The organism is Solibacillus sp. FSL R5-0691, from assembly GCF_037974225.1.
Lineage (GTDB): Bacteria > Bacillota > Bacilli > Bacillales_A > Planococcaceae > Solibacillus.
Genome location: NZ_CP150231.1, coordinates 2,299,637 through 2,323,954 on the forward strand (window position 1 = coordinate 2,299,637; position 24,318 = coordinate 2,323,954).

17 protein-coding genes and 1 other annotated feature are annotated in these 24,318 nt (G+C 39.5%); of the genes, 2 read left to right on the forward strand and 15 right to left on the reverse strand.

Annotated elements, in window-relative coordinates; all coding sequences use genetic code 11:
- Positions 1-79: 79 nt before the first annotated feature.
- Positions 80-2,722: a valine--tRNA ligase gene (locus tag MKY51_RS11615; protein WP_339172205.1), complete on the reverse strand. Its 2,643-nt coding sequence runs from the start codon at positions 2,720-2,722 to the stop codon at positions 80-82.
- Between the two features lie 57 nt (positions 2,723-2,779).
- Positions 2,780-3,095 (reverse strand) — a binding site (T-box leader).
- A 117-nt stretch (positions 3,096-3,212) separates the two neighbouring features.
- Between MKY51_RS11615 and MKY51_RS11620 the strand changes: the two genes are divergently transcribed.
- Positions 3,213-3,404, forward strand: coding sequence for a hypothetical protein (locus tag MKY51_RS11620; RefSeq protein WP_339172208.1), 192 nt, complete (start codon positions 3,213-3,215; stop codon positions 3,402-3,404).
- A 52-nt stretch (positions 3,405-3,456) separates the two neighbouring features.
- Here MKY51_RS11620 and MKY51_RS11625 read toward each other — a convergent pair whose 3' ends face one another.
- The 7 genes from MKY51_RS11625 to hemA form a co-directional block, all read right to left on the reverse strand.
- Entirely contained in the window at positions 3,457-4,080 is a 624-nt protein-coding gene (locus MKY51_RS11625) for an alanine racemase (RefSeq protein WP_339172210.1), read from the reverse strand.
- 63 nt (positions 4,081-4,143) lie between these two features.
- On the reverse strand, positions 4,144-5,433 hold the full coding sequence (gene hemL, locus MKY51_RS11630) for a glutamate-1-semialdehyde 2,1-aminomutase (RefSeq protein WP_339172213.1): 1,290 nt from the start codon (positions 5,431-5,433) through the stop codon (positions 4,144-4,146).
- A 1-nt stretch (position 5,434) separates the two neighbouring features.
- On the reverse strand, positions 5,435-6,415 hold the full coding sequence (gene hemB / locus MKY51_RS11635; RefSeq protein ID WP_339172216.1) for a porphobilinogen synthase: 981 nt from the start codon (positions 6,413-6,415) through the stop codon (positions 5,435-5,437).
- Positions 6,412-7,155 carry a uroporphyrinogen-III synthase gene (locus MKY51_RS11640; protein WP_339172218.1) on the reverse strand — a complete coding sequence of 248 codons (744 nt, stop codon included), beginning with the start codon at positions 7,153-7,155 and terminating at the stop codon, positions 6,412-6,414. The genes hemB and MKY51_RS11640 overlap by 4 nt, the downstream gene beginning before the upstream one ends.
- Positions 7,145-8,077: a hydroxymethylbilane synthase gene (hemC, locus tag MKY51_RS11645; RefSeq protein ID WP_339172219.1), complete on the reverse strand. Its 933-nt coding sequence runs from the start codon at positions 8,075-8,077 to the stop codon at positions 7,145-7,147. Before hemC ends, MKY51_RS11640 begins: the two co-directional genes overlap by 11 nt.
- Positions 8,078-8,100: 23 nt before the next feature.
- On the reverse strand, positions 8,101-8,928 hold the full coding sequence (gene ccsA, locus MKY51_RS11650) for a cytochrome c biogenesis protein CcsA (RefSeq protein WP_339172221.1): 828 nt from the start codon (positions 8,926-8,928) through the stop codon (positions 8,101-8,103).
- A gap of 138 nt (positions 8,929-9,066) precedes the next feature.
- Positions 9,067-10,422 carry a glutamyl-tRNA reductase gene (gene hemA, locus MKY51_RS11655; RefSeq protein ID WP_339172223.1) on the reverse strand — a complete coding sequence of 452 codons (1,356 nt, stop codon included), beginning with the start codon at positions 10,420-10,422 and terminating at the stop codon, positions 9,067-9,069.
- 633 nt (positions 10,423-11,055) lie between these two features.
- Here hemA and MKY51_RS11660 point away from each other — a divergent pair.
- Complete coding sequence (locus tag MKY51_RS11660; protein WP_339172104.1) at positions 11,056-12,624, forward strand: IS1182 family transposase; 1,569 nt, start codon at positions 11,056-11,058, stop codon at positions 12,622-12,624.
- A 108-nt stretch (positions 12,625-12,732) separates the two neighbouring features.
- Here the strand turns inward: MKY51_RS11660 and MKY51_RS11665 are convergent, their stop codons facing one another.
- The 7 genes from MKY51_RS11665 to clpX form a co-directional block, all read right to left on the reverse strand.
- Positions 12,733-15,693, reverse strand: a complete 2,961-nt coding sequence (locus tag MKY51_RS11665) for a vWA domain-containing protein (RefSeq protein ID WP_339172225.1) — start codon at positions 15,691-15,693, stop codon at positions 12,733-12,735.
- Between the two features lie 12 nt (positions 15,694-15,705).
- Complete coding sequence (locus tag MKY51_RS11670) at positions 15,706-17,139, reverse strand: S-layer homology domain-containing protein (RefSeq protein WP_339172227.1); 1,434 nt, start codon at positions 17,137-17,139, stop codon at positions 15,706-15,708.
- Positions 17,140-17,216: 77 nt separating this feature from the next.
- Positions 17,217-18,911, reverse strand: a complete 1,695-nt coding sequence (locus MKY51_RS11675) for a phosphate ABC transporter ATPase (RefSeq protein ID WP_339172228.1) — start codon at positions 18,909-18,911, stop codon at positions 17,217-17,219.
- Positions 18,912-19,055: 144 nt separating this feature from the next.
- A complete protein-coding gene (locus tag MKY51_RS11680) occupies positions 19,056-19,229 on the reverse strand; it encodes a YjfB family protein (protein ID WP_339172231.1) in 174 nt (57 codons plus the stop codon).
- A 122-nt stretch (positions 19,230-19,351) separates the two neighbouring features.
- A complete protein-coding gene (yihA, locus tag MKY51_RS11685) occupies positions 19,352-19,933 on the reverse strand; it encodes a ribosome biogenesis GTP-binding protein YihA/YsxC (RefSeq protein ID WP_339172233.1) in 582 nt (193 codons plus the stop codon).
- Positions 19,933-22,275 (reverse strand): endopeptidase La, encoded by a 2,343-nt coding sequence (gene lon / locus MKY51_RS11690; protein WP_339172235.1) that lies wholly within the window; start codon positions 22,273-22,275, stop codon positions 19,933-19,935. The genes yihA and lon overlap by 1 nt, the downstream gene beginning before the upstream one ends.
- A 257-nt stretch (positions 22,276-22,532) precedes the next feature.
- Positions 22,533-23,804 (reverse strand): ATP-dependent protease ATP-binding subunit ClpX, encoded by a 1,272-nt coding sequence (gene clpX, locus MKY51_RS11695; RefSeq protein ID WP_339172238.1) that lies wholly within the window; start codon positions 23,802-23,804, stop codon positions 22,533-22,535.
- Between the last annotated feature and the right edge of the window lie 514 nt (positions 23,805-24,318).

Below are 24,318 nucleotides of genomic sequence, written 5' to 3' on the forward strand. Positions count from 1 at the left end.
GCTAAATGTATATGTAATAAGTATTATTATAGCTGAATTAAAAGAAAGAGGCACCGTTATACGGTACCTCTCTTTGGCATTACATATTTTTCAGTTCTGCAATGCGTTTTTCAACTGTTGCGTATTTAGCTTTATAGTCCGCAAGTTTTTCGCGTTCTGTCGCTACTAATGCTTCCGGCGCTTTTGAAACGAATCGTTCATTCGATAGTTTTCCGGAAACTAATTTTACTTCCTTCGCCCATTTGTCGAGCTCTTTTTCAAGACGTGCGATTTCTTCTTCGATATTGATTAAGCCTGCAAGTGGCATGAAGATTTCTGCGCCTGAAACAACTGCAGACATCGCCTGTGCTGGTGCTTCAAGATTTGCCCCGATTGTTAAGCCATCCGGGTTACAGAATTTTTCAATATAGCCTTTGTTTGCTTCAAGTACTGCCGATGTTTGTTCATCTTTCGCTGAAATTGTCATCGGTACTTTTTTGCTCATTGGTGTATTCACTTCTGCACGAATATTACGTACTGCACGGATAATATCCATTAACAGCTGCATATCTCCTGCTTCTGCAGTGAAGTTGAACGCCGGATTTACAGTCGGCCATGCAGCAACTGTAATTGACTCTCCTTCATGCGGTAAGTGCTGCCAAATTTCTTCTGTTACGAAAGGCATGAATGGGTGCAGTAAACGCATCGTGTTATCTAAAACGTGAGCAAGTACTGAGCGAGTCGTTAATTTAGCTGCTTCGTCTTCACCGTATAATGGCAATTTCGCCATTTCGATATACCATGAACAGAAGTCATCCCAAATGAAGTTATAAAGTTCACGGCCTACTTCACCGAACTCGTATTTATCAGATAATGTAGTCACTCGGTCAATTGTTTCGTTCAAGCGTGACAGAATCCATTTATCGGCTGTTGAAAGATTACCTGTTAAGTCGATTTGCTCATATGTCAGGCCTTCCATGTTCATCAATGCAAAACGAGATGCATTCCAGATTTTGTTTACGAAATTCCAAGTCGATTCTACTTTTTCTGTAGAGTAACGTAAATCCTGACCTGGTGATGAACCTGTTGCAAGGAAGTAACGCAGTGAATCCGCACCGTATTGGTCGATTACATCCATCGGGTCAACCCCGTTACCAAGTGATTTGGACATTTTGCGTCCTTCAGCATCACGAACTAAACCATGGATTAAAACGTCTTTAAATGGACGCTCGCCTGTAAATTCTTTCCCTTGGAAGATCATACGGCTTACCCAGAAGAAGATGATGTCATAGCCTGTTACTAATGTATTTGTCGGGTAATAGCGCTTGAACATTTCAGATTCTTCATTTGGCCAATCCATTGTAGAAAACGGCCATAAAGCAGATGAGAACCATGTATCAAGAACATCTTCATCCTGTGTCCAATTCTCAGCATCTTCAGGGGCTTCTTTACCTACATAAAGCTCGCCTGTTTCTTTGTTGTACCAAGCCGGAATTTGATGTCCCCACCATAATTGACGGGAAATACACCAGTCATGGATATTTTCCATCCAGCGGTTATATGTGTTTTCAAAACGGTTTGGTACGAAGTTAACTTTTTCGTTTTCATCCGCCTGCATTTTTAGTGCTTCTTCCGCAAGTGGGCCCATTTTTACGAACCATTGTTTAGAAAGGTACGGTTCTACAACAGCATTCGTACGCTCAGAGTGGCCTACTTGGTGTACATGTGGCTCAATCTCGATTAATACGCCTGCTTCTTGTAGATCAGCAACGATTTGCTTACGGCATTCGAAACGGTCCATACCAGCATATTTACCGGCTAGGTCATTCATTGTACCATCTTCGTTCATAACTAAAATACGTTCCAGGTCATGACGGTTCCCAACTTCAAAGTCGTTCGGGTCATGTGCCGGTGTCATTTTTACAACACCTGTACCGAATTCCATATCTACGTAGTCATCTGCAACGATAGGAATTTCACGGCCTACGATAGGTAAAATAACTGTTTTTCCTACTAAGTGTGCATAGCGCTCATCTTCAGGGTGTACAGCTACACCAGAGTCACCAAGCATTGTCTCCGGACGAGTTGTGGCAACGCGTAATTTACCTGAACCATCAGCAAGCGGGTATTCCATATGGTAGAATGCACCTTCTACTTCTTTATGGATTACTTCGATGTCTGAAAGGGCTGTTTTGGCAGCCGGATCCCAGTTAATAATACGCTCACCGCGGTAAATATAGCCTTTTTCGTATAATTTAACAAATACTTCTTTTACCGCATCCGATAAACCTTCATCAAGTGTGAAACGCTCTTTAGAATAGTCTAAACCTAAACCTAACTTCGACCATTGTGCACGGATGTGTGAAGCATATTCTTCTTTCCATTCCCATGTTTTTTCAAGGAACTTTTCACGGCCAAGATCATAGCGGGAAATCCCTTCACCGCGTAATTTCTCTTCAACTTTCGCCTGTGTCGCAATACCCGCATGGTCCATACCTGGTAACCATAGCGCATCATACCCTTGCATGCGTTTCATACGAATTAAAATATCTTGCAATGTTGTATCCCAAGCGTGGCCAAGGTGCAGCTTACCTGTTACGTTTGGCGGTGGGATAACGATAGAATATGGTTCCTTTTCGCTTGTTGGATCCGCTTCGAAAAACTTGCCTTTTAACCACCACTCATAGCGGCCGGCTTCAGTTTGTTGCGGATCATATTTTGTTGGCATTGTAATTTCCGACATGATGAATCTCTCCTTTGTCAACTTATTATTGGACATCAAAAAACTCCCTTCGTCTTAAAAAAGGACGAGGGAGTTAATTCGCGGTACCACCTTTATTTCCGGTCGGGTTTAGTCAAGCGCACGCATTATTCTACCTGACAACACTTCCTTTAGATTTTTGTTTTAAATGAAACGTGCATGCAGTACTCTGCGGCGTTGCAATGCCCAATCGGCACTTCATTCGATAACGGTGTTCAACCGGATCCTAGCTACTATTAGTTCACTAAGTCAGCTCCTAGGCTACCTTCTGCATGGTTGATGGAGAAACTTTTCAGCTGCCGTTTCCTCTCTTGCCATCAAACTCATACGTACTCTTCCTAATCTTCGCTTCAATTATATAGTTGCACTTTATTTTAAGCTGTTTTTTATGAAATATCAAGCACGAATGGAGAATATACTTTAACACGTTATTTGCGCTCTTCACATATACTATGCAAAAGGAGTCTGGACATTGCGAAAAAACTACAATCCATATTTATTGCCTCCATGGCTGCGGAAATTCCGTTTCTTTATGCGCCATTGTATTTTGCCGATTACGATCTTTCAGGCGATCCGAACGGTCTTCCTTCCGACAACGGGTGATATATTATTGCTGGCCATTCTAATTTTATTCACTTACTTATTGCTCACAGATTTTATTTAAAATTTTAAATCAAAAAAATGTTCCGTAAGGGTCAATCTTACGGAACATTTATTTATTTTTTCAATTGTATTTGCACACGGCTATATGCATCGGCCAACTGTTCCAGGAAATCAAGCTCATGCGGGACGGTTTGGGCCATCTGCGTAGACTCTACTTCTTTTTCCGCTTGAAGTCGGGGTTGTACTTCTTCTGCAGGCTGTTCGGCAACGATTGGCTGTTCCACAACGGTTTCTTTTACTGGTGCCGGTTCTTTCACTGGTGCCGGTTCTTTTACTTCAGGAATTGCTTGTACTTTCTTTTCCACATCACAATGGACAGCCCAGCTACATGAGCAGTAGCCATTATTCGGTTCCACTTTGATATCATTTATGCGAAGTGAAACAGCTTCAATATCCTCATTCGGAAAATCTACTGAAAAAGGCAGGGCGTATTCGAAATAACCTTGGTCTTTTTCAATATCCATATGTTCGATATAGATGCCTTCCTCAACATCTTCCTCGCGTGCTACGTGATCAAATTGAATATTTCCTTTTACAACATAAATGCCTCTTACTACAACGGAATCTTCGCTAATCTCTTCATGCCATTTTGGTTCTACTACTATTTTAGAATTCTCTTGAACATTTCCTAATTGCTTTGGAAATGTAAATGTTTCTTTCATTTCCCACTGTTGCATAAAAAATCCCCTCCCTACGCTTACATTATGCATAGAAAGGGAATTTATGATTTATTTATGAGATTATCTCGCTAATTTTTCAAAGACAATATGGAATGCCTGAACTGTTTTTGCGATATGTTCTTCCGTATGCGCCGTCGAAATAAACAGTCCTTCAAATTGTGATGGCGGCAGGAAAATGCCTTCTTCGGCCATTAGTTTGAAGTACTCTGCAAACAGCTCTAAATCCGAACTTTTCGCAGAATCAAAATCGATAACATCTTCATTTGTGAAGAAGAAACCGATCATTGAGCCAGCACGGTTCACTGTATGCGGTATATTGTATTTTGTCGCTGCCGCGCGGAAACCTTCTTCCAACTGGTCTCCCAGTTTGCGGAAGTATTCATATGATTCTTTGTTCAGGCGGCTTAATGTTTCATAGCCGGCTGTCATGGCAAGCGGATTACCTGATAATGTACCTGCTTGATAAATCGGACCTGCAGGCGCGATTTTCTCCATAATTTCACGCTTACCGCCGAATGCACCAACCGGTAAACCTCCGCCGATTACTTTACCTAAACAAGTAAGGTCAGGTTTAATTCCGTAATATTCCTGGGCACAGCCATAGTCTACACGGAAGCCTGTCATAACTTCATCGAAAATTAAAACCGTTCCATTTTCTTCAGTCAGTTTACGCAGACCTTCAAGGAAACCTGGCTGTGGCGGAACAACACCCATATTCCCAGCAACCGGTTCTAAAATAACTGCGGCTAAATCGGCACCGAATTTTTCGAATACTAATTTTGCAGATTCCAGATCATTGTAGGCAACTGTTAAAGTATTTTTCGCAATATCAGCCGGAACACCCGGTGAGTCAGGTAAACCAAGTGTCGCTACACCTGAACCTGCTTTAATAAGCAGTGAATCCCCATGACCGTGATATGAACCTTCAAATTTCAAAATTTTATCGCGTCCTGTAAACCCGCGCGCTAAACGAAGTGCAGACATTGTTGCTTCTGTGCCTGATGATACAAAACGAATCATCTCCACTGAAGGCAAACGATCCATGACAAGCTTCGCCAATTTGTTTTCCGAAACAGTAGGTGCACCAAATGATGCGCCTTTAGCTGCCTGTTCCTGAATAGCCGAAACAACTTCCGGGTGTGCATGTCCTAAAATTAAAGGACCCCATGACAGTACATAGTCAATATATTCATTGCCATCGATATCTTTAATGACTGCACCTTTGCCCGAATCCATAAAAATCGGATCAAGGTTTACTGATTTGAATGCACGTACAGGAGAGTTTACTCCGCCCGGCATTAAATCAACCGCTTCTGTAAATGCTGCTTTTGATTTTTCATAACTACGCATATTATTTTTCCTCCAACCAACGACAGACGTCTTTTGCATGATAAGTAATGATTAAATCGGAACCTGCACGCTTCATACCTAGTAATGTTTCCATTACTACCGCTTTTTCATCGATCCAGCCATTTTGTGCAGCTGCTTTTACCATTGAATATTCGCCTGATACATTGTACGCCACAACAGGTAATGGGAAGCTGTTCTTTACATCACGGATAATATCCATATATGCCAATGCAGGTTTCACGATTAGGAAATCTGCACCTTCTTCAACATCCGAAGTTGCTTCACGAATCGCTTCCATTCGATTGGAAGGATCCATTTGGTACGTTTTACGGTCACCGAACTGTGGTGCTCCTTCTGCCGCTTCACGGAATGGACCGTAATAGCTAGAAGCGTATTTCACCGCATAGGACATAATCGGAATATGCTGGAACCCTGCTGAATCCAATCCTGCACGGATCGCTGTTACAAACCCGTCCATCATGTTCGATGGTGCAATGATATCAGCACCGGCTTTCGCTTGGGAAATGGCTGTACGTGCCAACACATCAAGTGAAGGATCGTTTAATACTTGATCTCCTTCAATGACACCACAATGACCGTGGTCCGTAAATTCACATAAGCACGTATCTGCTACGACAAGAAGCTCTGGATGACGTTCTTTAATTAAACGTGTCGCTTCCTGTACGATGCCGTGATCATGGAAAGCACCAGTACCGACTGCATCCTTTTCTTTAGGAATACCGAAAAGCAATACCGCACGAATGCCTAATTCTACAATTTCATCCACTTCCGCAGCCAAGTTATCCAAAGATAATTGGAACACGCCAGGCATTGAACTTACCGGGTTTTTTACATTTTTCCCTTCAATAATAAACAACGGATAAATAAGATCTTCTTTTTGTAGGTACGTTTCTTTTACGAGTGCACGCATCGCTGCATTTTGACGTAAGCGACGGTGACGTTGGAAATAAAGTTCTGTCATTTTGTCTGTTCCTCCAGGATGAGCTGTTCAATTACAGCTTGCATCGTATAGATTTTCGGTTGCACTATTGGCTCAACCCCGTATTTCTCAAGGGCTGCTGTTGTTACATGACCAATCGATGCAAATTTCACACTTTGCCAATCTACATGCGGCACAATATGCTCAGCATAAATATCTACCGCAGAAGGACTGGCGAATATTACAATCGGATGTTTTTCTGTCAGCAGGCACTGTGTTAACTGCGAAAAATATTTTCTGCAAGGACGTGTTTCATAAACGGTCCATTCATCTGCACCGGTACCTTCATGAATCGTCTTTTTTGCCAACGACCCACGGACAAACAATGCCCGTTCCCCTGGCTTCATCGAAAATTCCTTCACAAATACATCCGCGCTGTAAACAGTCGGCATAAAATGAATTTCATAGCCGTGCTCCTGTAATAAAGCAGCAGTCTTTTCACCGACAGCCGCAATTTTCATTGTTACAGGAATCGACTGTTCATGCCGGATACATTTATCGATAAAGTTTTTCACCGCATTTTGGCTTGTAAAAATGAGCCACTGGTATGCAGGTAATTGACGAAAATAGAATTCATCTTCCTTCGAAACCTTTTCTACTGTCTCGATTAATGGATAATTATAAACTTTCCCGTCATGTTGCTCAATCAATTGCTCTACTGACCTTACAACCTTCGATCCTGTAATAATCAATGTTTTTCCTAAGAGCGCATTACTCGGCATCTAACTCAGCCTTTACTTTTTGAATTAAGTCAAAGGCACCTTGCTCAGTTAATTTTGCGGCAACTGCTTTACCCACTGCATCCGCATCAGTCCCTGTTAATGTTTCCTTATAAAATACAGAAGCATCCGGTGCTGCCACTAAACCTGTTAAAGTTATCGTTCCGCCATCAACTGTAGCATAGCCGGCAATCGGCACTTGGCAGCCGCCATCCATTGCAGCTAAAAATGAACGCTCTGCATGTGCAGTAGTCCATGTTGTTTCATCCGTTAATTTTGCCAGTTGTTCAAGCAGCTCCGCATCATCCGCACGGCATTCAATTCCTAAGGAACCTTGCGCAACAGCTGGAAGGCAAATATCTGCATCTAAATATTCCGTTACGACATCATCGCTCCAGCCAAGTCGTTTTAGCCCCGCTGCAGCTAGAATAATGGCATCGAAATCTTCTGTTTCCAGTTTCTTCAGGCGAGTATCGACATTTCCGCGAATCCACTTAATTTCAAGATCTGGACGTGCCTGTAATAATTGTGCACTGCGGCGTAATGAACTCGTTCCGACGATTGCACCTTTTGGCAGATCGGCAAATTTCACATGACCATTTGAAATGAAGGCATCTCGTGCATCTTCGCGAGGTGGAATACAGCCGATGATCAGTCCTTCAGGCAATACAGCAGGCATATCTTTCATCGAATGCACCGCAAAATCGATTTCTTTATCATAAAGAGCTTGTTCGATTTCTTTAACGAATAGACCTTTACCGCCAACTTTAGAAAGCTGTACATCTAAAATACGGTCGCCTTTTGTTACAATTTCCTTAATTTCAAAATCAAATGGTACGCCAGCTTCTTTCAATTCATTAATAAACCAGTTTGTTTGTGTTAATGCTAATTTACTTTTTCGAGATCCTACAATAATTTTTCTCACGTTACTCCGACCTTTCTATTCTGCTAAACCCACAGATGGAAATTTGATAATTTGCTGCCGAGGAAGAAATTAATGACAACGAGTAAAAATAAGTAGATATGCACCTGTGCATATACCATGCCGATTAACTTTCCTTTCCGATGCAGCAAAAAGATAATTAAGTAAACAATCGATACGATAAACGAGCCTAAAATTTTCACATCGAAAACGGAAACATCCTCTAATGTTAAAAATGCCCATTCTAACCCTAAAATTAAACTTATTAACAGCAATGGAATACCAATAATGGTCGATAAATTAATCCACTTAACCATTTGCTGCAGGCTTGGCAATCGTGACCATAAATTCGTTAATTTTTTCTGCTTTAATATGCGATATAAAATTAAATACAGCAGCGAGAAGACAAACGCAACTGAAAAAGCGGCGTATGACACAATCGCAAAACTGATATGGATTAACAGCATTTCTGAAACTAATGAATCACTGACAATCTGATCATTAGTTTGCGGTGCAAATAAATGAATTGTCATAAAGACAAAGCTCAATACATTAATAAAAAACACCGGTAAATCAACTCGTACTATACAATGGAGGATAATCGAAAGCGTCGTTAAGAGCCATGCATAAAAGAAGACCCCTTCATACAACGACAAAATCGGAAATCGCTTCGTTTCAATGATAAATAAGACGATAAATAATGTTTGCAATACCCAGACGATGGAAACAAACCAGAAGGCTACACGTCTGAATTTCATATTTTTATAAAGGTAGTCTGTAAAATAGAGTACGATACAGAGCCCATAGAGAATGATCATGAGCTCATATAATCTTGTCATTACCATTTCTGTCATATGCACCTTCTCCTGATGGAAACTTACTAAAAAAGCGCTTTCGCTATCTATAATTTTACCATATAGATACGAAAACGCTTATGATTTATTTGAATAAAGTGCTTCAATAAGGCTCAATGTCTATTGGCTATTGTTCAATTAATAAGAGAAACCTGGTTTTAATGTTGCCTCTTTTGCTGTTTCACTGTTTTTTACTTCCGGGCGTAATTGCTGTACTTCTTGCTGCACTTCGTCTTCAATCCCGAAGATTTGCTGGAATAAAGCAAGCTGTGCTTCCGCATTTTTCTCGTTTGCAAGTTCTTTTGCTTGTAGAATCGGCGTTTTCAAGAGCTGATTAATAATCGATTTTGTATGCTTGTTTAAAATTTTGCGTTCGCGCTCCGTTAAATTCGGCATTTTGTTTTCGATACTCATCATTGTTTCTTCTTGAATAGATGCCGCTTTTTTGCGTAAAGCAGAAATGACAGGCACGACACCAAGTGTATTAAACCAATCTTTAAATTGAATGATTTCCTCTTGAATCATCGTGTTAATTTCATTTGCCGCACGTTCCCGTTCTGCCAAGTTGGCTTGTACAATTCCTTGAAGGTCATCAATGTCGTACAGGAATACATTCGGTACATCGCCAATACGCGGATCTAAATCTCGCGGTACTGCAATATCGACCATAAATAACGGATCGCCTTTACGGAATTTCGCTACATCTTTCATCAAGTCATAATCGATGACATAGTCAGTAGCCCCAGTTGAACTGATTAAAATATCCGCTTCCAGCAGCGTACATTGCAGCTCATTCATCGCTTTCGCATCACCGTCAAACTTCGACGCCAAATTTTGAGCTTTTTCAAATGTACGGTTAATCACTGTTACTTTTCCTACACCATTTCCGTACAGGTTTTGAATCGCAAGCTCCCCCATTTTCCCTGCGCCTAAAATGGCTACATGCTTATCTTTTAAAGAACCGAAGATTTTTTTGGCAAGCTCCACGGCAGCATAAGAAACCGAAACAGCATTTTCCCCGATCGCTGTTTCACTATGCGCGCGTTTTGCGAATGTTACGGCCTGTTTAAATAATTGGTTATAAACTGTACCCGTTGTCCCAATTTCCTGACCTTGTAAAAAACTTTTCTTTACTTGTCCTAAAATTTGCGTTTCCCCAAGCACCATGGAATCAATACCAGCCGTTACACGGAATAAATGGTTTAATGACTCATCTTCTTCACGGATGAATAAGTGATCTTCAAATTGTTCCATCGGTATGTTAAACCAGTTCGCCAAAAATTGCTTAACATAATAGCGACCAGTGTGTAATTGATCGACAACCGCATAAATTTCAGTACGGTTACAAGTAGAGATTATTACATTTTCCAATATGCTTTTTTGTTTTTGCAGCGCTTCCATAGCATTCGGAAGATCCGATTCGATAAATGAGAGCTTTTCACGAATTTCTACTGGCGCTGTTTTATAATTCAGGCCTACTACTAATGTATGCATGAACCTCCACACCTCACACGTTCTAATTCATAGTTTTTATTGTAACATAATGACAGCATGATTCTAGCTTAGTTTGTGAACATGCTTTGAAAGTATTTACTAAACGTATTTAATTAAATCCAAAACGACTTTAAAATTGTCAGTAAATGTTTAAATCTTTGTATCTATACCCTAACTTCAGAAAAATACATCTTGTCACAGAGTGTGCAAGATGAAATCTTTTCGGAAAAGAAATTTATATTGTTAAATTAGAATTATTCTAATGTAAGTCTAACAAAGTTCGACACAGATTTCAATCATTCGAACCAAAAAAGAAGGGGGTGGGACAAAACCCGCCTCAAAATCAAAAGCCGTTCAAATTTTACGATGAGTAAAGTTTGAACGGCTTTATTATTATGTGTCTACTATGTAGTCGTTGTTCTCCGTTACGGCGGACGCTTTCCTGGGGGCACGGCTCGAGCCTGTAGTCTCTCCCACGTGCTTGTCCCCTGGGAGTCGCCGCCTTCACTCCGAACAACTAATTTTTCTTCTATATCAAGTAAATCTCTGCATAATTTCAGGCATGAAAAAAGGACATTCTCTGTTAAAATTTAAGTATCCTACAACCAAATTTCAAACGAAAGAAGTGTCCCTATGTTTAAAGATTATAACATGAATCAAATTATATTACCGCTAGATTTAGAAGTAAAGTTACATAAAAATGATATTGCCTTTTCTATCCATCATTTGGTCGAAAGCATTCCGAACGAAGCTTTCGCTCCTTTTATTCACCATACTGGTTGTCCATCATATCATCCACGTATGATGCTAAAGCTGATTTTATGCGGTTACACACAATCCACTTTTTCAGGAAGAAAAATAGAGGATCTGACAAGAGACAGTATCCGTATGATGTGGCTTGCCCAAGGATATGAACCAAGTTATCGCACTATTAACCGTTTTCGTGTACATCCCAATATGAAGGAACTCATTCGCCAATGTTTTGTACAATTTCGTTGTCAGCTAGTTGAAGAAAAACTCATCGATCAAGAAGCGATTTTTATCGATGGCACAAAGATTGAGGCAAATGCCAATAAGTTCACATTTGTTTGGAAAAAATCAGTGGAAAAACATCATACCAACCTCGTAGAAAAATCAAATAAACTTTACGATGAGTTATTGGAACATCAAATTATTCCTGAAATCAAACGTGAAAGTGATGAGCAGTTATCAATAGAAGAGTTAACTCAAGTAGCACATCACCTAGAAGAAGTAGTCGACGACTATACAAGCAAAATAGAACATTCTGAAGATGTCATTGAGCGAAAAAGATTACGTAGCGAACGAAAAACACCAAAGCAAATCCTCAAACAAGTATATGATTGGATTATAAGAAAACAGAAATATGAAAAGGATTTTGAAGTGTTTGGTACACGCAATAGTTATTCAAAGACAGATCACGAAGCAACATTCATGCGGATGAAAGATGACTATATGCAAAACGGTCAATTGAAGCCAGGTTATAATGTACAAATCGCTACTGAAGGTCAATACACACTCGCTTATGATGTATTTCCAAATCCAACAGACACGAAAACACTTATTCCATTTCTTAATCAAATTGAAGAAAATTATTTTGAGTTACCAAAACATATTGTAGCGGATGCCGGATACGGCAGTGAACAGAATTACCATGATATTCTTAACAAACGCAAACGAACTCCACTCATTACATTTAATCAATACTTGAACGAACAGAAGCGAAAATATAAAAATGACCCTTTTAAGACAAGTAATTGGGTGTATGAGAAAGAAAACGATGTCTACATTTGTCCAAATGAAAAGAGATTAAGATTCCAAAACAATTCTGTTCGTACGGATAAAGCAGGTTTCCAACGAGAATTTAAAATCTATGAGTGTGAGGAATGTACAGGATGTCCTTTCCGTACAAAATGTACGAAAGCTGCGGAAGGGAAAAACCGTAGACTCATGATTAACGAGAATTGGGAACAACAAAAAGAAGAAGTAAGAGCGAAGCTTTCAGAAGAAAAAACGGCTGCCATTTATCGTCGACGTAAAATTGACGTGGAACCAGTTTTTGGATTCTTGAAGGCTAATTTGTGTTTCCGCCGATTTTCAGTTCGTGGAAAATCGAAGGTTACTAACGAAATAGGCTTGGCATTAATGGCCACAAATTTAAGGAAATATGCGGTAAGAGGATAACACCTCTTCCAATATTTTCTTTATAAAACGCAAAAAGAGAAATTGCATTGTGCAATTTCTCTTTTTGCGTGAACTGGAACTAATTCTGTCCCAGCCCCCTCTATTTTGTCACATATTATGAATTTTAGTCCCTATTACCTTTCCTGTTGCATCAAGTGCCTGAAATTCCACTTCAACATATAAATCAAATTCCGGGAACTCATACAGGTTCGGTCGATGCATATAGCGAGAAGAACCTCGTGCCGGCAAGTCATATTTAACATCGCCATTCGGTGAAATGAATACAACGCGGACACCTTTTACATTGTCGCATCCAGTATTCACATCCGCTAATATTGTTACTTTTGATGTTTCGATACGTACATCCGTATTATTAAAGATTGTATCTCCGACTAGACAACTATTGTTCATCACAGGTGTTTTACATAAAATCGTTGTAATGATCGCCTGTAATGAGCTGTGCAGGTTTTCAATCGATGTAATATTTTGATACGTACCCTTTGTTTCGGAAGAAATATCTTTCAACAGTTTTTCATTTACCGTTGTATATGAACCAACCGATACAGTATGGATGGCAATTCCTTTATTTTTGGCATCATTCAGCACTTTTTCAAGCCCGTTACTGTTTGAGTTACCGTCTGTCACAAGTACAATCGCTTTACTTGTATATTGGTTTGTCGTGAAGTTGGCGATTGCCGTTTCAAGAGCTTTCACAATATTTGTCGACCGGTTTTCATTTTTGTACGTCAATAAGCTGTCAATACTTGAAACGACATCCGCTTTATCTGTCGCTTCGTGATTTGGTCGATTATTGAAACGATACACATGACTTGGGTTTGCACCGATTTGTTTAATCGTTTGCTTCACTTTATTTGCTGTATAATTTTTTGCATCCCGCGCTTTCATCGAACCAGAGTGGTCTACGACAAACATCACTTCCGATTCAACGGCACATAAATTGGTTTCATAGCGCGGATTGGCAAAGATTTGTTCAGAGACCGTTGTATTTTTCAGGCTCTGGATGACTTTATCATAACGTGGATCCAAATCGATCAAGCGTGCCTTAACTTGTGATTTACCGTATAAAATATCGTCAAAGTATACGACAGCAGAGCCGCGGCTGCCTGTGCCGTTATTATAGTCTTTCGTATTTGTATCAAATGATACTACGCGTGTTTTGCCGTTAAATGTAACTTCTACCGTACCTTTATAGTCGGTAATAATTACTCCGCCTGGTGCGACAAGATTAACGATCACTTTTGTGTATCGATCCATACCATCCGGACGTTGCTGCAGTTCTTTTCCTGCAAGCAATACTTTAACTTTTGCAACGGCACCTTCCAGCTTCCCGATTACGTCCGCATAATCTTTACGCAATAAATTCTTGTCGATTTGACCTAAACGATCATACATCGCTTTAATGACCTCTACCGATTCTTCATGTGCTAATGTTACCTGATCAGCAATCGGTAAAAACTTGTCCGTTAAATAAATAATGACCGCATGGAGCATCGAATCGAATGCTTTAGTGTCTTCTTCACTCATAACACCTTGCAAATCGTATGTTGCTCGTCCCTCATTGTTGACCGTGTACATCACTTTAGCACTGCCAAGACCGCCCCAGGAAGACTCCTCTTTTGGCCCTTCAATCATATAGTCGAGAATTTGTTCGAACAGCCAAACCGAAATAATTTGACCTTCCAGCTTTAGATCCGCATTTCCGTACTGAATTTCCTTGGAAGTAACTTCACCTTGAGTCAGTTTCCCGTCAGCTGTTGTATAGTTTTCCCATTTAGATCCTGTCATCAGTTTTAAATCGGGATCGTAATCTGAAATGGTAATAACCCCATTTTGTGTAAATGGTACTGTCGTTGTCCCTATAACACCTTGTGGTAATGCCGGTAATGGGCGTACGCCAGGATCAACCGTTCCGCCGTTCCATTCTGTCTGTTCCGGATCAAACACTTCATAAGTAATTCGAAGTTCCGCTTTCGGTACATAGCGGACAGATGCTTCAATGACCTGATTTTTGTATGTGTAATACTTTTCTGATGGATTAATCATCTCAAAGCGGATTGTATCGACTACCGACTTTGTCAAAGCAGGTGCCGTTACATAGACGCTAAGCTGTGGTCCATCAGTATAAACTGTTGTTGATTGACCGCTTGTACTTGTATTCGTTTCCGATACTTTTGCCCCGGCTTTTGAAGTCACCTTAAATGCCAATGATTCATCATATGAAATGTCATTACCGTAACTATCACGCAAATCAATCGTAATTAAAGTTGAATCGACGCCGTTTGCTGTAAGTTCTTCGTTTTCTACATTTATCTTTTTAACCGCTTTATAAACATCAGGACGTGTCGCTTTATCATCCGTGTTTTTACCCGGAGTTGTCGGAATCGTCACAGTACCGTTCTTACTCTCAACAAAGTTCACAGGTAATGTAATTTTATTGTTGTCTTTGCCTGATGGAGCACTTGCCAGACCTTCAATCGCCAATTTTCCTTGTTGATTGATACGGTACATGAAGACCGCCATATCACCGCGATTAATATTGCGTGTCGGCTTATAGTCTTCATAAGTTCGTTTTCCTGTTGTACCCGTTGTAATTTCGTTCATATATAAATATCTGACCGCCTGGATTTCGGATAAATCAAGACCGTTTACCGCCGCAAAGAGCCTTGCAAAGTGGCCACGTGAAATATTGGCATTGCGCTTTGATTTATTATCCACGCCATATAACGGGATATTCAAATCTCCATAATATTCATACAGCATATCTTTATCATTTGTATTGAAATGATAGTTTTTGTCCATCTTCGCTAAAAACTGCAGCATCTGCCATTCCATTACGAGAGTGCCGGATTGGAACTTATTTCCTTTATACAACTGCAAATAATCATTATCAATTGTCCACTTGGCTGCTTTATACTTCGAATTTTTTTGCGATATATCCGAAATTTGCTTGCTTGCGGCTTCCGTTTCCGTAGCACCAAACGGAAAAACTACGGAAAATACAAGAAGACAACTGAGCAGCATGGCCATTAGTTTTTTCATCTTACTCATGTTTGCAACCCCTTAGTTAAAGAACAGAATATTGTCACGGTAATTCTCTTTTAAATCAGATTCTAAATAACGTAAAAATCGTTCAATAATCGCAGAAGACTGTGCACGTGTCAATGTAGCTTTCGGATTGAAATAACCGTCACTTCCTGACATTAATCCTAACTCTGTCGCGACATAGATTGCATCGCGTGCATAATCCGTAATTTTATAGTCGTCTTTATAGTCTGTTGTATAGCCCGGTTCAGGTGCTTTTCCTTCCAGTCCAAGTGCCCGCACTAAAATTGTTGCTGCCTGCTGGCGTGTTAAAAAACCGTCGGGATCAAATGTCGTTGGGTTTTTCCCTTTAATAACACCTTTATCAACAGTCGCTACTAAATAATTGTAATCTTTTTCTGTACGTTTCACGTCTTTAAAAATAGATGGTTGTGTCTTTTTGCGGTTCGTTTCCTCCAATACACGAAGGTCGATTGCTTTACCAATAGCAACTGCAAAATCGTAGCGCTGTACAGGTGTATTTGGTGAATAGAAGTTCGATTGATCATCCAATATGCCAAGTGAATACAGTTTTTCAATCTGCTCACGTGCCCAGTTGGAAGATAAATCACGGAATTTAGGGATTTTCAGCATTTCCAGCTTCGGCATATAATCGATATTGCTTGCGACCGTTCCCTCGCTATCAGGCAAATCATATTCATATTCCGATAGCGAATCGGCTGAGCTAATCGTTTTATAGTTGCCGTAAAAACTGGATAAAGATGCATCGCTTTCGTTATATTCCAATGTACGTGACTTGGATGTCGATACTTTGTTGTTCACTGTCCCGATCGTCCCGTCATCAAATTCAATCTCAAAATCTGTAATTTGTGTTTCTGTAGCTCCCCAGAAGTTTTCATATCCTTCGTTTCGGCTATCTGCATGTACCGTTATCGTTTTTGTCACAGCATTTTTGCCACGGCCTGTTGTTTCGGTATATGTTTTGCGGGCAATCGCATTGCCTGAATAATAGTCGGATGCCGGCCGTTTGTCTGTAATCGTACTTTTAGACAGCTGATAATCCGCCAGTGTAAATGTTCTTTCGCCAACTGTAATTTTCTCAGTAAATTTAGTAACCTCACCCGTTGCCGAACTTTGCCCTACTTGGTCATAGTTCGTCACATCGTATGTATACGTAAAATTTCGTGTCAGCTTCTCTCCATTAGGTCCAGCCAATGTAAACTTGTATGTTTCAGTTAACTTGCCTTTTGACTCTTTCGTAGAAATCGTTGCATTTTTATTTGTACCTGTAAATTTAATCGGCTTTCCTGTTAAGAAAAAGTATTCTTCATATTCATATTCATTTTTAATACCGCCTGTTAAATCAATAGATTGTGCGGAACTCAGTGAAGGGAGCAGCATCAGAAAAAATGAGCATGCCAGTAGGAAGGTGAAGCAAAGTTTCTTTCTCACAAATTCGTCCCCCATTTCTTTAAAATCATTTTAGTTTAAATGGGGTGCGGGAAAATGCTCCCGCACACCTTTTTAAATTAGTTCACTAATAGTACATAGACTTCCGATGTAGAGCGTGCAATCGCTGTTACATGATCTGCCTTATGAATATCAGTAATGTCGATAACTTCCCCATCTTTAATAATCATCGCTTTAGACAGGTCGAGTGAAAGTGAACCGGAACGGTAGCTCCAATGACCATCCTTGCTCCACTGGCTACTGTTAACAACAGATACCTTTTTCGTATTGAAATTAATCGAACTTGCACGGCCAGTTAATGTTAACGTAGCCAGTTTTTCATTTGGCACAAAATGAATGCCTTCAATATGACCATCATTTACAAAGAAATATCCGTAGTATGGATTTGGTGAATTTGTGTAATTATCATATAAATCGAGATCCAGTTCCGGAATGACTTTAAATTGCTTCGTTCCATCCAGTTCTGATGCGATTGTTGAATTACTGAAAGCAAATGATGTAATGGATTTATCCGTATTCCAGAAATGATTATCGAAGCGTTGTAAATCTGATAATTCCACTTCATAAGCATCTAAATCCGCCACATCAATTCGTCCAAAGTAAAGTTTGTATTTCGATAGATTTGGTGCTAAATAAGCATCATTTGTAATATTGACGATATGGGCATAATCACTCTTAGTCGCCCCATCCGTTAATACAAACGCCGTTGTCGAGATTGGTTTTTGTGCTAAATCAAGCGCAATAAGGCCTTCTGGTTCTACTAAACGGCCATTGCGGATTAAAATCGAACCATTATGGTAATTTAATTTTAAAGAGTTTTTAAGTTGCAGCGTGTTTACACCAAGATTGACACTTGTAATAGGTTGATAGAATGTACGCTCATTTTTAGCTAATACAATAATCTTATCGATTACTTCTTTGCTGAACTGAGTTTTAGTTACAAAATATAGTTCACTATTTTTATAGTTTTTCAGTTGGCTTTTTGAAATTTTCTTATTCCCTACATAAATGCTTGTATTATTTGTAAAATTGAATGTTGCCTGTGTTTTTGTTCTTACTGTTCCAAAACGCCAGTTTAGTAAAGGATGGGCATTTTTAACATTTAGTGAATTTTTGTTAGTATTAACTGTATTTAAATCTGCTTTATATAACTCCGTTACCATATTGGCTGTGCTCATAATCGTAATTTCAGCGATGCGGGAAGTATTGGCTGTTGCGAATTTTAAGCGGACACGGTCTCCTACATAAAGTGTGCTCAAATCTACAGATGAATTTCCTTTGAACACTTCCGTATTGTTTGTCACTGTATAGTTTTTCGTTGAAGAACCATCGATTTTCACACGGATTTGCAAACCGTTCGGATCAATCTGTGTGACAGCACCGGTTACTTGTTTGCTGTTTTCGACGATTGAACCGCCTTCAACGTTTGTAGAACCACGCATTTCAGTAATTTTGCCTAAGTTTAATTTAATCGTGACACTCATGCCTGCTTTAAACCCTGCAATAGTTGTCGCCGTATTATTAATATAGTATTTCTGCGTATTGGCAAGATTAAATGTAGCGGTTTTCCCGGCACTGTTTTTTAATGTGACACTTTTTAATGTTCGTGTGACATTCCCTTTTTTATCTTCGGTTTCATTATAATTTGCTTTCATAAATGTATATGTATTCGATGCTTCAGCTTTCTGCCCTGTCGGTAAGATTGCCAAAGCAAAAGTAATTGCCATCAATACGGTAATGATTTTTTTAAGCAATTTTTCCGCCTCCTTCTTTCAGTAACTTTTCTTTTTAATCAAAGTAAACGCCTGAAAATATTTGTATTTGAACCCAAATATTGTTGCAGGACCTATTTTAGTGTAACAAATTTGCCGACTAATGGCATTGGTTGTCGAAATTATTTATACGGAAATATCGATTGTTTGACCTAAAAAGGGGTGTGACGCCTCAATCACTTCGACTATTTGTTCCGCATTTTCTTGCTGAAATTCCATCATTTTTTTCGTCATGGCCAATGAAACATCTTGGATCAATTCAGTTTGTTTCATCGACATCGCTAATGCAGCAATATCCAAAGTACACCTCCTATTTACCTTTATCGGCAAAATACTATGAATATCAAGTAATTATTATTATTTCTAACAGGAAAATTGCCCAAATAAAAACAACCCCGAAAGTTAATTCGGGGTTGCATTGTTTACATGCGTGATTCAATTTCGGCCCAGGCTTCTTCAAAACCAAGACCTTTTTCAGAAGAAAACACAATTAATGGATCTTGCTTTTCCATTTGTAATGTTTCGCGAACAATCTTTTTATGCTTATCCCATTTTCCTTTCGGAATTTTATCGGCCTTCGTTGCGACAACGATTACCGGGATATTGTAATGCTTTAAAAAATCATACATCATGCAGTCATCTGAAGTAGGGTTATGACGGATATCAACAATTAAGACAACCGCTCTTAACTGTTCACGACTCATAAAGTACTGCTCGATCATTCTTCCCCATGCTGCACGTTCTGATTTTGAAACTTTTGCATAGCCGTAGCCGGGTACGTCAACATAATAGAGCTGTTCTTCAATTTTATAGAAGTTCAGCTGTTGTGTTTTACCAGGCTTTGACGAAATACGCGCCATTGCTTTACGGCCAATCATACGATTGATAAACGAAGATTTGCCGACATTTGAACGACCCGCTAAAGCGAATTCAGGTAGCCCGTCTTCCGGGAACTGTTCTGGTCGGACAAAGCTGCCGATCATTTCTACGTTATGGACTTTCATTACTTATTAAAACCTCCATCTAGTGCGAGCGCAAGAACTTCTTCCGCTTGTGAAACTAGTTTAAATGTGAGTTGCTCACGAATTGTTTCAGGAATATCATCAATATCACGTTCATTGTCTTGCGGAATGATAATCGTCGTCAGTCCCGCACGGTGAGCACTTAATGATTTCTCTTTTAAGCCACCGATCGGCAGTACACGACCGCGTAATGTTACTTCTCCCGTCATTCCAATTTCGCGTTTAATTGCTTTTCCAGTTATTGCAGAAACTATTGCAGTCGTCATCGTAATACCTGCTGACGGGCCATCTTTAGGTACTGCACCTTCCGGAACGTGGACATGAATATCGTGCTGATCGAAATAATCCGCATCGACACCTAAATCATTAGTTAATGTGCGGACAAATGAAAGCGCTATTTGAGCGGATTCCTTCATTACATCGCCAAGCTTCCCTGTTAAAATTAATTTACCTTTACCAGGTGTTAATGAAACCTCAATCTGCAATGTATCTCCACCGACTGTCGTATAGGCAAGACCTGTCGCAACACCTACTTGGTTTTCCATTTCCGCCTGTCCATAGCGGAAGCGGTGTTTTCCAAGCATATCTACTAATACTTTTGAGTTGACCGTTACTTTTTTCTTTTCGCCGGATACGATTTTTTTCGCAGCTTTACGGCAAACCGTTGCAACTTGACGTTCTAACCCACGAACACCAGCCTCACGTGTATAGTAACGAATTAAATCCGTAATGGCTTCATCTTTCATTGCCATTTGCGTTTTCTTTAAACCATGTTCCTTCATCTGCTTCGGAATCAAGTGGTTCTTCGTAATTTCTACTTTTTCGAACTCTGTATAACCCGCAATATTAATGACCTCCATACGGTCCAGTAATGGTGCAGGAATCGTACTTAAATCATTTGCAGTTGCGATAAATAATACATCCTGCAAATTGTATGGCTCTTCAATGAAGTGATCACTGAATGTATTGTTTTGCTCCGGATCCAGTACTTCCAGCATTGCAGCAGATGGGTCTCCACGGAAGTCATTTGACATTTTATCAATTTCATCAAGTAAAAATACAGGATTTGTCGTACCTGCTTTTTTCATTCCTTGAATGATACGTCCGGGCATTGCGCCGACATACGTACGACGGTGACCACGAATTTCAGACTCATCGCGCACACCGCCAAGTGAAACACGGACAAACTTACGGTCAAGGCTTTCTGCAATAGAACGCGCTAAACTCGTTTTACCTACGCCCGGAGGTCCTGCTAAACATAAAATCGGACCGCGCAATGAATTCATTAATTGACGTACTGATAAATATTCTAAAACACGCTCTTTTACCTTTTCCAAGCCATCATGATCGCGATTTAAAATTTCTTCTGCATACGCAATATCAATACGGTCTTCCGTTTTTTCTGTCCAAGGAATCGAAACAAGCCATTCCAAATAGTTGCGGATGACACCACTCTCTGCACTTGCAGCAGGCAGCTTTTCGTAGCGATCCAGTTCTTTTAATGCAACTTTTTGTGTAGACTCAGGCATTCCGGCACTATCGATTTTTTTACGAAGTTCGGCAATTTCTCCCGTTTTTCCTTCGCGATCACCAAGCTCTGTTTGAATTGCTTTCATTTGCTCACGCAGATAATACTCTTTCTGTGTGCGCTCCATCGCCTGCTTCACTTTTGTACTGATTTTTTTCTCGAGATTTAATATCTCCTGCTCGTCATGCAAACGAATCATTAAGTGATCTAAACGCTTTTTAATGTTCGTAATATCGAGCACTTCCTGCTTTTCATTAATCTTGAAAGGTAAATGAGAAGCAATGACATCCGCTAAACGGCCCGGTTCTTCAATATCAAGCACCGATTCGATTGTTTCTGTCGTAATTTTATTTGAAGATTTTGCGTATTTTTCAAAATACGACAATACCGTACGCATTAAAGCTTCGGTTTCCGCATCTTTGTGCAGCTCATCTTCAAACAATTCTAAATCTGCCGTTGTAAATTTACCGGAATCTTCATAACGAACCATTTCCGCACGGTTTAAACCTTCAACCAGAATACGTAATGTTCCATTCGGAAGTTTTAGCATTTGTTTCACTTTCGCTAATGTTCCCATTTTATAAAGATCTGCTTTTCCCGGTGAATCAACACGTAGATCCTTTTGAGTTACTAAAAAGATTGTGCTATCTTCAAGCATCGCATGTTCTAGTGCAGCAATAGAACGTTCCCGACCCACATCAATATGTAAAACCATCGTTGGGTATACAAGAAGTCCTCTTAACGGTAAAACTGGCATATTAGTTAATTTTTTTGTCACGCGGGTATTCACCTCCATCCAAATCTTAAAAACAACCCGCAATATAAGTATGTGTTAGTTCCTTGTCAATTACGCCTTAGCGTAACTGTGTCCAGATTTTTCCGAGTTTATGTGCTCTAAATACTGGAATAACCGTAAATAACGCTTCAAAATCTGGAACATTCGGCGAAAATACCCGAAACTTTATGTATATACGTTTTGTAAGAAAAAGCTGACTTTGGACTTGCTTGTGAAGTCTAAGTCAGCTACATTGTTGGAATCCATTCAGCTATAAATTAAGCTGAAGTTTTTTTGTTGTCATCTTTTTTCAATTCAGAACCATCATCCAAAATTAATTTTGGCTCTGCTTTATCACGAATTGTTTCAGCTGTGATGATACATTTTTTAATATCTTCACGTGAAGGCAATTCGAACATTACATCAAGCATTGTCGCTTCGATGATTGAACGAAGACCACGGGCACCTGTTTTGCGTTCGATTGCCAATTTGGCAATTTCGACAAGGGCTTCATCTTCAAATTCTAGTGCAACATCATCCAGCTCCAACATTTTTTGGTATTGTTTTGCTAAAGCATTTTTAGGCTCAGTTAAAATTTGTACTAATGCATCAACATTTAACTGCTCTAAAGTAGCCAATACAGGTAAACGTCCGATGAATTCCGGAATTAAACCGAATTTCAATAAGTCTTCAGGAATTAGCTGAGACATAATTGAAGCATCTTCATCGATCCCTTTGTTCTGTGTTGAAGCAAATCCAATTACTTTTTCACCTTGACGACGTTTAATAATTGTTTCAATACCATCAAATGCGCCACCTACGATAAATAGGATGTTCGAAGTATCGATTTGAAGGAACTCCTGATGTGGATGCTTACGTCCGCCTTGTGGTGGAACACTTGCAACTGTACCTTCTAAAATTTTCAGTAATGCCTGTTGTACACCTTCGCCTGATACGTCACGTGTAATAGATGGATTTTCAGATTTACGAGCAACCTTATCAATCTCATCAATATAAATGATACCCTTTTCTGCACGTTCTATATCATAATCTGCAGCCTGGATTAGTTTTAAAAGAATATTTTCAACATCCTCACCAACATAACCTGCTTCAGTTAAGCTTGTCGCGTCAGCAATTGCGAATGGTACATTTAAAATACGCGCCAACGTTTGAGCAAGTAAAGTTTTACCGCTACCAGTTGGTCCGATTAATACGATATTCGATTTTGATAATTCAACCTCGTCAATTTTTGAATTCGAATTAATACGTTTATAGTGATTATATACAGCAACTGCCAATGCTTTTTTTGCACGTTCTTGTCCGATTACATATTCACCTAAAATATTTAAAATCTCTTTAGGTTTTGGAATTTCATTGAACTCGATTTCCTCTTCGATCCCTAACTCTTCCACTACGATCTCCGAGCATAGTTCGATACATTCGTCACAAATATATACGCCTGGTCCTGCAACCAGTTTACGAACTTGTTCTTGTGGCTTACCACAAAAAGAGCATTTTAAATTGCCTTTTTCATCATTAAATTTAAACAATTTGGTTCACCCCTATTCAAGCAACAATCTTACAAGATTCTAGTTGTTTTATCAAATAAATTGATTGCGCGTTGTTACTAGCTTATTTTATGTCCTATTAAACTTTGTTGGCTGTTCAATAGTTAATGAAGTTATCCCGCATTAACGGGTAGTATGATTCCCGCCTTTCGACTAAAGTACAGCGATAGGAAAGACGGGAAATCAACTACCCGTAAAAGCCCGATTAATTCAACTAACAATCAGTGGGAGATAAAGAACCTCACTGATTTAAGTTTCACTTTATATTGTAACTTTTTATCATTAAATATTCAAATGAACCAACTATTATATGTATGTATTCAAAGGTAGAAAACAAGGCACGGGAATACCGTACCTTGTCAAAATCTCATTTTATTCAATCCGTACTAGTTTTACCTTTATGTTAGACGGTAGCCCAGTAATAAAACCGATACTTGTCGGTACTGATTCTTGATTCACCATGGTCATGAATCAGTACAGGATCAAATTTAAATTC